Below are 11,618 nucleotides of genomic sequence, written 5' to 3'. Positions count from 1 at the left end.
GTTCTTTTTAAGAGCTAGTTATTTCTCTACACTGTTTCTAAACAGCGATTTTGAAAATCTACTATGCGTTTATCTCTAATTATTCCTTTGTCTATAATTAAAGCTCCTAATAATACCTCATTTTCTATATCTTCAACAATAAAATCTATATATTTACAAATCTCTAAACTTAAAGATTTAGAAACAGTTTTATAAAACATTGCTGGAGTATGATCTACTACATAATGTAAAACTCCATCAATTTCATAGACAGGATTACTTATACTAGTTGGAACACTTGTCTCTACAGCTTTATGTGCATCGCAACTAATATCAATAATCATTGCTCCCTTTTTCATATGTTTTAAATCTTCTTTATAAATAATATGATCTGTGCGATCAACATCCCAAAGGATCGCATTCACTAGCACATCATATTTTTCAAGTTCTTTTTGAAATAACTTTTCTGTTCTTCTATCATACATTACAACATCGGCCCCAAGAGCAACTAATGTTTTATATGCACCTCTTCCTATATTTCCACGCCCTAAAATAGCAACCTTTGTCTCGTATGGTAATTTCCCATATAAATTATAAGCATGTAAAATTGCAGCTTCTCCAGCAATCTCATTATTTCGCCAAAAAACGTGTCTCCCACTTTCAAACATATCTTCCCAAGCAATTGCAGTTAGTTTATTATCTATAAACTGATCTGTTATGTCCTTATTTTGAACTGCATGTATCCAACCAAAGATCATTTGTCCTTCCTTTAAATCGTCCAGATATCCAGCATCACCAGCTTTAGGATCACATATAACATCTCTAGACATAACAATATCTCTTTCAACTACATTAACTCCCATATCACTATACTCTTGATCTGTAATTCCTAAAATCTCACCGTATCCCTTTTCAACATATATCATATCTTTATTACTAATGTTTACTATATCTTCAGGTACTAAAGCTCTTCTTTTTTCATTTTTCTTGTCACTTATAGGAAATCCAATTGTTTTTTTCACTGTTTAGCCCCTCACTTTATATTAGAGATAATAAATCTATGTTTTTGATTTAACGGTCTATCTATATGGTTCACTGTTTTTATTTCAATATTAATATGAGTATCTATTCTTTTTTGAAGTTCATCACTAAAACGACTTCCCTCATCTTCTTTATAATATTGATTTGGTACAATAAGTACTTCCAAATGATCATAACTTTTTTGTACTAACTGCAAATCTTTAAAATTTTCAATATGACGAATAGCAAACTCTAACATAGTTGGTGAATAATGTTTCCCATCCTCGGTCACTAAAAAGTCCCCAGATCGTCCATCAATTTCTTTTACGCTGATATATGATTTACCACATTTACATTGAAAATCTTCTCCAGATATTGTTGCCATATCTGATGTCTTATAACGAATAAGTGGAAAAGCATAGTTATTAAAACCTGTCCCCACAATTTCGGCCATTTGATTTTCTTGATTGACTAAGGAACCATTGTTATCCAAAAACTCAACAATACCATATTCAGGTAAAACATGATACCTGTTACATTTTGGGCAATATTCCATTAAAGCTAGACGCTCATTATGTCCATAATAGTCAATCACTTGAGTATTAAAGGCCTTTTTTATTTCTTCCCTTTGAAAATCGTACATTTTTTCTGAGGAACAAAAGATAGCTTTAAATCCCCCTATTTTTCCAGATAATCCATTTCCATTAATATATTTAGATAAAAGATAAATCAACGAAGGATATGCTTGTATAAAAGAAGGTTCATATTTTGAAATAACATTTAATATCCCCTTCATTTTTTCTTCATCCAAATTTCTAGTATTTATAGATATTACTTTATTATAAGGACTATATTTATATAATTGTTCGCTATCATTTGCATCTCCTCTTAACACTAAGCATAATTGCCCTTCATAACCATACCTCTTCCATATACGATTAAAAAAGGCAGCTTCCCTATTATTTGTAGTATCTGTATTGAAGAAATGCATTGGACTAGAGGTCGTACCTCCTGTATTAATAGCCCTAAGTTTACTCATATCAATATTTTTAGCTATAAATTTTTCTCTATTTTCTTTAACCACGGACTTATCTATAATAGGGATTTTCCTCAAATCTCTGACATCCCTAATATCCTTTACACCTATCCCATATTGATTAAACATTTGAGTATAAAAAGGAACATTTTCATAAGCATGCTTAATTAATAGCTGTAATTGTGTATTTTGAAATTCGGCTATTTTTGTAGCATCCCATGAAGAAGAAAGTTCTAAGAATCTTACGTACTCTTTATACTCTTTACTTTCTCTCAATTTTTGTGGAATTAATGCAGCCATATATAATAGCGGTAATTTAAATGGATACGGTAATTTTTTTATAGTATTCTTCAAACTAATCATCCTTATAATTTTTAAATACTATAGATGTCTCTAGGTAGGAGGCCGAAGTTTTCACTATTAACTTTATACTTTCCTTTTTCCTCCCATAACCATCAGAGACAAAAATAGTTTCCTGATCTATTTTCATATTTTTACTTACTTGTAAGACACCATTAACATGATTTTTTGAAATATGTACCTCATTTTCTTCAAACCTGACCTTAACTTCAGGATCTAGAATAAAATTAAAGTTACACAGGTCAATTTTTTTTTCACCTATTATATTATCTTTGATATTCACTCTATTTCCTTCTATATATATAGATCTCTCATGAATTACTCCACATTTTTTTAAATATCCTCTATGCTGACCTATAAATTTACTATCGTTAACATAAGTGCCCTTTGAAAAACTTTGTTCTGCCATCTCGAACAAATGATATTTCTCGAAGTCATTTTGTTCATACGGTGGGATTTCCAGCGTATTATGCACACCCGTGCTTCTAAATAAATTTCGCATTTTATAATCAGCTGTATACGTAAATGTGCCTGAATCAATAAAAATATCTTCGCCCGCAACGCTTAAAGTAAAACTCAGCTGATCATTATGGCTATGTGCTCCTTGTCCTCTAAATGACAATTCCCCGCATCGGATACAACAATATATAGCCTCGTTCCGTAAAATGTAATATCCACCATTATTAAATGCTTTGGACTCTAATAAAAACTGCTGTTCGATATCGCTCCAGCTTCCCATACACCATAAAGCATCTTCCCTATAGCTTATACCAAAATATCGAAAATCATTTCTATTGAAGAATTCACCCGCAATTGCTAGTAAATGTCGAAAATCATTCTTATTCCAAGTACCATAATTAGAAAAAATAATAAGCCTTCCATCATCCGCATCCCCAATTAACGGACTTTTTCCATTAGGTTGATTCAAATACATTAAGAAATCACACATTTTTTCTAAACGCTTAATATACTTTTTAGAAAAAACAATACTATTCTCATTACATAATATAGTTGTAATTAAAAATAATTCAGTAACCAATCTATGGTATGAGGTAGAGGCTTCATAATTTGTCCCATCTTCATTTACTTGTACAAACATCTCTTTTTCCAGTTCCGCCACTCCATAGGTCAGCCATTTCTCAGGAGTATTGCTATTAAAGACTGAGGAAAGACTAAACTGCTTGAAATATAGCCCTAACCAGACTAACCCTACTATATTAGATAAATAATGATTACCAGTATGTTCACCTTTATTCTCTAAATTTTTATAAATGAACTTTCCATGCATATATAAGCTCTTATTAAAAAGTTCCCAAAAATCCTTATCTATTTCCCGAGAATCTTTAAAAAGATAATAACCAACTATCCAGTTTACAGCCCTAATTGCTACATCCATTGTACATGTCCAATTCACAGACATTTCGGCAGGATTCTTCTCTATCCAATCTATTATCTGTTCTTTAAACTCAAGTGCATATTTTTCGTCTTCCGTTACCCAATATGCTTTCCCTAATGTAAAAACATGCTGGAATCTTGATAATTCCCATGGTACCTTAACATCAGCTTTATTCTGCAAGTCAATTATTTTAATTTCTTTATAAAACTGATTCTCCCAAATAAATCCTGTTTTAAAGTCCTTATTCCATAATATATTTCCCTCTAATTGGACATCACCAGAGCCTAATAAATTAAAGATATGATTATATATTTTTTCAGCATCCCTAATAACTTCTGCTTCTCGGTCCAATTTTTTCAATTTACTAATGTAATTTAATTTATCCTTTGTTTCAAATAAAAAATTACATCTTGGTTTGAAATTTTTAAAAGCTTCCTGTTCCACATCTATTAAATTTTTCGCGACTACTATTTTACGTCCCCTATAATATATAGCTTCATATGATTTTCGAGCTATCTTGCGAGCAATTATATGAGCTGGTTTTTTCCTTAACTTGCGCAATTTCTGTAAGAACCTTGACATTCTTGCCCTCCAAAATAGTTTATAAATTATTTAATAAATCCTTTTGTATCAATTACAACCTTTTCTTTTAGTTGATCAAAATCAATTGAACCAAAAATTTCATGATCCACTAATACTAAAATAATATCTGACTGCATTACAGCATCCTCAATTGCAAGAAGTGCAATATTCTCATCTTTTAAGGATTTCGGCAATTCATTTACGTGTGGTTCAACCGCAATCACTTCACCAATATTTAGACTCGCTAATTTTTTCACAATTTCTAACGCTGGACTCTCACGTAAGTCATCTATATTTGCCTTAAAAGCCAATCCTAAACAAGCAATCACTGGATTTTTAAAGCGATTCGCCTTTTCTTTTACTTTCTCAACAATATACATCGGTTTATAATCATTTACATTTCTTGCTGTATGAATCAACTTTGCTTCTTCTGGAGCTGCATCTACAATAAACCAAGGATCTACAGCGATACAATGTCCCCCTACACCTGGCCCTGGCTGTAAAATATTCACACGTGGGTGACGATTTGCTAAACGAATTAATTCCCAAACATTAATATTTAACTTATCACATATTAACGATAACTCGTTAGCAAACGCGATATTTACATCACGGAATGAATTCTCAGTCAATTTTGCCATCTCAGCTGTTCTTGCATTTGTATCAAGAATTTTTCCTTTTACAAATTGTTTATAGAACTCCACTGTGCGCTTAGTAGATTCTTTATCCAATCCACCGATAATACGATCATTTTCTACTAGTTCTTTTAAGATATGCCCTGGTAATACACGTTCTGGACAATGCGACACATAAATTCTACCTTTTTCACTATGCATTTCCTCAGAAGTTGTTAAATCTGATCGCTCTTCTAAAATCCATTCTGCTACTTTTTCCGTTGTACCGATTGGGCTTGTAGATTCAAGAATAACAATATCCCCATTTTTTATAACAGGAGCGATTGTTTTTGCTGCAGCTTCTACATATGCTAAATCTGGTTTATGTCCATCTTTAAATGGCGTTGGTACTGCCAAAATGAAAATGTCAGCTTCTTCAGGCTGTAATGAGGCCTTTAATTTCCCGCTCTGTACAGCTGCTTTAACTAAAATATCTAAGTCTGGTTCATAAATATGTACTTTACCGCTATTAATCATTTCAACTGCGTTTTCATTTACATCGACACCATGTACTTGAAATCCTTTAGTTGCTAGTAAACTAGCAGTTGGTAACCCGATATATCCTAGACCCATTACACAAATCTTTTTATCCATTTTTCCAACCTCTTTTCTATGCATTAGCTACTAAGATGCTCCATTAGACTTAATCATAATTTGAATCGTTTTAAAGATGATTTTCAAATCATAGAGTATGCTTCTTTTATTTATATATTCTAAATCTAGTTCAACCATTTCTTTGAATCCAACACTATTTCTCTCCGTTACTTGCCAAAGTCCCGCACATCCTGGGGTAACAAGTAAACGCTGCTTATCATACGCTGTATATTCCTTTACTTCCCTTGGAAGCGGTGGACGTGGTCCAACTAAACTCATTTCACCTTTTAATACATTTAATAGCTGTGGCAGTTCATCAATACTTGTTGTTCGAATAAATTTCCCGATTTTTGTGACCCGAGGGTCCTCTTTCATTTTAAACATTGCACCAGATACTTCGTTATGTTTTAATAAGTCCTTTAATTTCTCTTCCGCATCTATAACCATTGAGCGAAATTTGTACATATAAAATTCTTTTCCATCTTTTCCAATACGAATTTGTTTAAACAGCACAGGCCCTTTCGGATCTTCATATTTAATCAACATTGCTACAATCAAAAAAACAGGAGATAGTAGAAGTAGTCCACATAACGCTCCAACAAAATCAATACAACGTTTAGCTAATAAATATCCTTTACGTGCATTTACTTTTTCCCAGTTCAGTTCTATATTATTTTCTTTTTCCAGATCTCCGCTTGATACTTTTACCAAGGTCAATGCTCTCCCACCTCACCTTTATACATTTACTTTTCCTTCTTTACAAGTTCATTCATATACTTCATCAATTCTTCTTTCAATTCTTCATGCTGGAGTGCCATCTCAATCGTCGTCTTAATAAATCCAAATTTCTCTCCAACATCATAACGAGTCCCCTCAAAATCATAAGCAAACACACGTTGAATTTCATTTAATCGTTGAATCGCGTCCGTTAACTGAATTTCTCCACCAGCACCTGTTTGCTGGTTTTCAAGGAACATAAAGATTTCTGGTGTTAATACGTAACGACCCATAATCGCTAAATTTGATGGAGCTGTACCTTCTGCCGGCTTTTCAACAAATTGGCGCACTTGATAGCGACGTTCACTTTGTTCTACCGGATCGATAATGCCATAACGATGCGTTTCATTTTCTGGTACTGTTTGTACACCAATAACTGACGATTGTGTACCTTCATATTGATCCATCAATTGACGTAAACATGGTGTTTCTGCTTGAACAATATCATCACCAAGTAATACCGCAAATGGCTCATTTCCAATAAATTTACGTGCGCACCATACTGCATGCCCTAAACCTTTTGGTTCCTTCTGTCTTATGTAATGAATGTTAATTTTTGAAGAAGCTTGTACCTTTTCAAGCATTTCATATTTCCCTTTTTCTAAAAGGTTTTGTTCCAGTTCGAAGGAATGATCAAAATGATCTTCAATCGCACGCTTTCCTTTTCCTGTTACAATAATAATATCTTCAATTCCTGATTCAATCGCTTCTTCTATTATGTATTGAATTGTCGGCTTATCAACGATTGGTAACATTTCTTTCGGCATCGCTTTCGTTGCTGGTAAAAATCTCGTCCCAAGGCCTGCAGCTGGAATAATTGCTTTTCTTACCTTTTTCAATTTTAGTCCCCCAATATCCATTTATTTATATGTAACAATAACAAAAACCCTACCTATGGAGTCATATCTATAACTCCATAGGTAGAGTTTCTATTACAAATAAAATATGGGCATCTAACCCCACCTCACGTCATACCCCCGACGACAAGCGTCTAAGGTAGGTTCGAAAATAAATTTTCTACCCACAGCACGACCGAGTGCCTCCGTTGATAACGGTTAGGAGACATCACCTATTCTTTATTAAAAAATACCGAACAACTTTTTACGACGGATTTGTTCTGGGTCTTCTTTATAAATCGCCTTCCCGCTAATTAATAAATACGGATTTTCTTTCAAATCGCTCATAACACTCATTCCGAATTCTTTCTCAATTAATTCATAGCTTTCCGCTAAATAAAATCCCCTTGACGTTATGTTATGTGCATCTGAAGCAACCATATGCGTTAAATTATGCTCCACAAGTTGTAGTGAAAACTTTTTAATTTTTTTACCGAATTTCCCTAATAAACTACCCGCCGTTACTTGCGTGAGCGCACCTTTATTAACAAGGTTATACAACTTATCAGGTCGCTCGATTAACTCGGCATTACGCTCCGGATGAACGATAATTGGAATCATTCCCTTTACACGTAATTCATATAATAATTGTTCGGCATAACGGGGTACGTGATTAGATGGAAATTCAATGAATATGTATTTATTTGTTTCGTTTAACGTAACAATTTTACCAGCTTCATAGTCTTCTAATAAATCACCATATAACCTGACCTCTTGCCCCGGTAAAATAGTAAGTGGAATATTATGTTGTTGTAATTCATCATTTAGTTGTTTTACTTTATGAATAATGGAGGTACGTTCATTTATATATTTCCCATTTTGATGGTGCGGCGTTGCGACGATTGTATGTATTCCTTCTGCTATGGCTTGCTGCGCCATCGCTAAGCTATCTGTTACTGTTTGTGCACCATCATCGATGCCATGTAAAATGTGACAATGTAAATCAATCATTTATTTTATCCTCCCTCTCTCCTAGTAATCTTTTTTCCCTTGAATATGAGATATATCTCATATTCAAGGGAAAAAAGGAGATATGTTTCAACCATATCTCGCTCTTTTAATTAGTTTGCACCGTAATAATAATATAGGCCTTGTTCACGTTCACGATCGTTCAGAACGACGCCTAACAATTTACCTTTAGCCGATTCTAACAATCCTTTTGCTTTTACTGCTGTTTCCTTCTCAGTCGATTCACTACGAACGACAAGGATAGAAGCATCACATACATTTGCCATAATTTGTGCGTCGGTAACAGCTAAAATAGGTGGCATATCAAAAATAACTAAGTCGTACATGCTGTATGCTTGTCCAAGAAGTTCTTTCATTGATTTTGAACCTAACAATTCTGCTGGATTTGGTGGGATTGGACCACAAGCTAAAAATTGTAGATTATCTACAGATGTCGTTTGCACACATTTTTCTAAACGTTCACTATGTGTTAGTACATTCGTTAGTCCAAAAATATTATCAACTTGGAACATTTGATGCATCGCTGGTTTACGCATATCCGCATCAATTAATAATACTTTTTTTCCTTGTTGAGCAAACACAACTGCCATATTAGCTGTCGTTGTCGTTTTCCCTTCACTTGGATTTGCAGATGTTACCATTAATGAATGTAAATTCGTATCAATAGCTGCAAATTCGATATTCGTTCGAATATTACGATATTGCTCTGAAATTGGTGATTTCGGTTGTTGATGAGCAATTAATTGACGACGTTGACGATGATTTTTTTTCTTTTTAAATAAATTAAGAACCAATTGTTTGTCCCCTCACTTTTCTTGATGATGGAGCGTGTGATTTCACGTTCAATGTTTCTTCATCCATACGAGCTACAATACCTAACACTGGTAAGCCAAGTAAGTTTTCTACATCTTCTTCTTTTTTCACTGTGTTATCTAAGTATTCTAGTAAGAATGCAAGACCAACTGAAGCCATTAAACCAACAACGAAAGCAATTGCTACATTTAACATTGGGCGCGGTTTAATTGGAGATAGATTCTCCGCAACTTCTGCCTTCGATAGTACCGTTACGTTATCGACATTCATAATTTTTGCAACTTCACCTTTAAATACATCTGCTGTTGCATTAGCAATATCGCGAGCTAATTTTGGATCTTTATCCTCAGCCGTTACAGAAATGACCTGTGAATCTTTTTCATTTGCAACATTAATCTTTCCAGTTAAAGCTTGCGCTGTCATATTTAAATTTAATTTTTCATTCACTTGATCTAAGATTACTGGACTTTTAATAATAACCTTATATGTATTCGTTAATTGAATATTCGTTTGAACTTCACCGGCTTGAATCATTGCCCCTTCTTGCTTCTTCTGATTAACAAGAATTTGCGTCGAAGATTGATAGATTGGTGTCATAAAGAAGAAGCTAATGATAGCACTTACAATAGCTGCACCAAATGCGATTACGAGGATCATTGCTAAACGTTTTTTTAAGATATGAAATAACTCTTTTAGATTAATTGTTTCTTCCATAAGTTCCTCCAACTTTCTAAAATTTACACATAGGAAAAATTATAACATATAAATCTTACATTTTTTATTTTTAATAATTCAGTTCTATATTTGTTCACAAGAAACAAGTTTAATCTTACAAAATAATCTTAAATATGACAACACATTCCAATCATTTCCCAAAAATTTTATCATATCATGTTTTTTATAGTGTATAACTTGATAAAAAATTTTCAGAAAATATAAAAAGCCAACAAAATTTTGTTGGCTTTTTATATTTTAGTAATAACCATATTGCTCTTTTTCTTCTCTTTTATCGTTTAAAACAACACCTAGTAGTTTTCCTGATGCTTTATCTAATATTTGTTTCGCTTTTACGATTTTATCTTTTTCTGTCTTTTCACTGCGTACAACGAGTACGATTCCATCGCATTTATTCGCTAGTATTTGCGCATCCGTAACCGCAAGGACAGGTGGTGTGTCGATTAAAATGATATCAAACATGTTATATGCTTCTAGTAGCGCTTCGTCCATTGCCCGGCTCCCTAATAGTTCAGCTGGGTTTGGCGGGATTGGACCTGCTGCCATTAAATATACGTTCTCTATATCTGTTTTTTGAATGCATTGCATAAGATTTGCTTGTCCTGATAATAAGTTCGTTAACCCATTTGAACTATGAATGGCAAATAAGTTTTGTATCGTCGGCTTACGCAAGTCAGCTCCAATTAATAAAACTTTCTTTCCTTGTTGGCCGAAAACAACTGCTAAGTTTGCGATTGTCGTTGTTTTCCCATCACCTGGATCTGCCGAGGTAACGATAATAGAACGAACATGACTATCTACAGATGTAAATTCAATGTTTGTACGAATGTTACGATATTGTTCTGTAATACGCGATTTAGGCTCTTTATGTGCAATTAATTGTCGTAATGGTTTTCTTTTCTTTCTCCCGAACATATTCATAATCTCCTTTTGTGAAATGCGACATTTCCCTTTTCTCTCTCTTATGCTCGATTTCATACGTCTAATTAATATTTTGTATTGCTGATTTCCCCACATCTCATCATAATCAATAACATTCTACTTTGTCTTATTTAAGTACCTTAACAATATGACAATGCCCTTACTTCTTCATTACCTTTATCACTTATCCTATTTTCTAAATAAATGATAAAGTAAATTATATGGTAATTACCATCTATTGACAAGTAATTTTCTGATTAGTTTGTATATTGTTGTTTTATCGTTATATAACATAAACAAAAAATCCCCTTGTACGTTCACAAGGAGATTTTCTTATTTTTTCTCTATTCTTTTTTATCACCAATTGCAAATGTGATTTCAGCTTCACATGCAACTTCACCATCTACTGTCGCAATTGCTTTTCCTTTTCCGATTGGGCCACGTACACGTGTCATTTCAACTTCTAGGCGAAGCTGATCACCAGGGCGTACTTGTTTTTTGAAACGACAATTGTCGATACCTGCGAAGAAAGCAAGTCTGCCGCGGTTTTCTTCTTTCTTTAATACAGCAACCGCTCCAACTTGTGCTAACGCTTCTACAATAAGTACGCCAGGCATAACTGCATAGTCAGGGAAGTGTCCATTAAAGAATTCTTCGTTTGCAGATACATTTTTAATTCCAACCGCTCTTTTTCCTTCATCTACTTCTAATATTTTATCAACAAGTAAAAATGGATAGCGGTGAGGAATGATTTCTTTAATTTGTTCTATATTTAGCATGTAATGATCGCCCCTTTTGTAATATTGGTCTTACCACTTGGACATATTGTTATTATCCCATTTTGTTTATCGTTTGTCATTACAAAG

Annotated in this window: 11 protein-coding genes; all 11 read right to left on the bottom strand. The window is 33.5% G+C overall.

Annotated features, from left to right (window positions below; translation table 11 throughout):
• Positions 1-26 precede the first annotated feature (26 nt).
• Positions 27-1,001, bottom strand: coding sequence for a N(5)-(carboxyethyl)ornithine synthase (locus ACS2MN_RS22660; RefSeq protein WP_346994779.1), 975 nt, complete (start codon positions 999-1,001; stop codon positions 27-29).
• An 11-nt stretch (positions 1,002-1,012) separates the two neighbouring features.
• The gene (locus tag ACS2MN_RS22655; protein ID WP_346994778.1) at positions 1,013-2,398 is read right to left on the bottom strand and encodes a phenylacetate--CoA ligase family protein; all 1,386 of its coding nucleotides are present in this window, start codon (positions 2,396-2,398) and stop codon (positions 1,013-1,015) included.
• Positions 2,391-4,373 (bottom strand): alginate lyase family protein, encoded by a 1,983-nt coding sequence (locus tag ACS2MN_RS22650; RefSeq protein WP_346994777.1) that lies wholly within the window; start codon positions 4,371-4,373, stop codon positions 2,391-2,393. Before ACS2MN_RS22650 ends, ACS2MN_RS22655 begins: the two co-directional genes overlap by 8 nt.
• Positions 4,374-4,399: 26 nt before the next feature.
• On the bottom strand, positions 4,400-5,641 hold the full coding sequence (gene wecC / locus ACS2MN_RS22645) for a UDP-N-acetyl-D-mannosamine dehydrogenase (protein WP_346994776.1): 1,242 nt from the start codon (positions 5,639-5,641) through the stop codon (positions 4,400-4,402).
• A 30-nt stretch (positions 5,642-5,671) separates the two neighbouring features.
• Complete coding sequence (locus tag ACS2MN_RS22640) at positions 5,672-6,358, bottom strand: sugar transferase (protein WP_346994775.1); 687 nt, start codon at positions 6,356-6,358, stop codon at positions 5,672-5,674.
• Positions 6,359-6,384: 26 nt separating this feature from the next.
• Positions 6,385-7,257 carry a UTP--glucose-1-phosphate uridylyltransferase BpsC gene (gene bpsC / locus ACS2MN_RS22635; RefSeq protein WP_346994774.1) on the bottom strand — a complete coding sequence of 291 codons (873 nt, stop codon included), beginning with the start codon at positions 7,255-7,257 and terminating at the stop codon, positions 6,385-6,387.
• A 240-nt stretch (positions 7,258-7,497) separates the two neighbouring features.
• Positions 7,498-8,265, bottom strand: coding sequence for a tyrosine-protein phosphatase (locus tag ACS2MN_RS22630; protein WP_346994773.1), 768 nt, complete (start codon positions 8,263-8,265; stop codon positions 7,498-7,500).
• A gap of 110 nt (positions 8,266-8,375) precedes the next feature.
• Positions 8,376-9,077: a CpsD/CapB family tyrosine-protein kinase gene (locus tag ACS2MN_RS22625; RefSeq protein WP_346994772.1), complete on the bottom strand. Its 702-nt coding sequence runs from the start codon at positions 9,075-9,077 to the stop codon at positions 8,376-8,378.
• The gene (locus ACS2MN_RS22620; RefSeq protein WP_346994771.1) at positions 9,067-9,810 is read right to left on the bottom strand and encodes a YveK family protein; all 744 of its coding nucleotides are present in this window, start codon (positions 9,808-9,810) and stop codon (positions 9,067-9,069) included. The genes ACS2MN_RS22625 and ACS2MN_RS22620 overlap by 11 nt, the downstream gene beginning before the upstream one ends.
• Positions 9,811-10,068: 258 nt before the next feature.
• Entirely contained in the window at positions 10,069-10,746 is a 678-nt protein-coding gene (locus ACS2MN_RS22615) for a CpsD/CapB family tyrosine-protein kinase (RefSeq protein ID WP_000467921.1), read from the bottom strand.
• Between the two features lie 350 nt (positions 10,747-11,096).
• Positions 11,097-11,531 carry a 3-hydroxyacyl-ACP dehydratase FabZ gene (gene fabZ / locus ACS2MN_RS22610; RefSeq protein WP_000931959.1) on the bottom strand — a complete coding sequence of 145 codons (435 nt, stop codon included), beginning with the start codon at positions 11,529-11,531 and terminating at the stop codon, positions 11,097-11,099.
• Positions 11,532-11,618: the final 87 nt, after the last annotated feature.

Source organism: Bacillus cereus group sp. BceL062 (assembly GCF_051780025.1).
GTDB classification, from domain to species: Bacteria; Bacillota; Bacilli; order Bacillales; family Bacillaceae_G; genus Bacillus_A; species Bacillus_A toyonensis.
This window is presented reverse-complemented; position numbering and strand designations above follow the sequence as displayed.

What these genes read in the sequence shown, in the direction of transcription:
- ACS2MN_RS22615 (WP_000467921.1), bottom strand. Translation starts at nt 10,746, where the DNA reads ATGTTCGGGAGAAAGAAAAGAAAACCATTACGACAATTAATTGCACAT.
- ACS2MN_RS22650 (WP_346994777.1), bottom strand. Translation starts at nt 4,373, where the DNA reads ATGTCAAGGTTCTTACAGAAATTGCGCAAGTTAAGGAAAAAACCAGCT.
- ACS2MN_RS22620 (WP_346994771.1), bottom strand. Translation starts at nt 9,810, where the DNA reads ATGGAAGAAACAATTAATCTAAAAGAGTTATTTCATATCTTAAAAAAA.
- ACS2MN_RS22655 (WP_346994778.1), bottom strand. Translation starts at nt 2,398, where the DNA reads ATGATTAGTTTGAAGAATACTATAAAAAAATTACCGTATCCATTTAAA.
- wecC (WP_346994776.1), bottom strand. Translation starts at nt 5,641, where the DNA reads ATGGATAAAAAGATTTGTGTAATGGGTCTAGGATATATCGGGTTACCA.
- ACS2MN_RS22630 (WP_346994773.1), bottom strand. Translation starts at nt 8,265, where the DNA reads ATGATTGATTTACATTGTCACATTTTACATGGCATCGATGATGGTGCA.
- fabZ (WP_000931959.1), bottom strand. Translation starts at nt 11,531, where the DNA reads ATGCTAAATATAGAACAAATTAAAGAAATCATTCCTCACCGCTATCCA.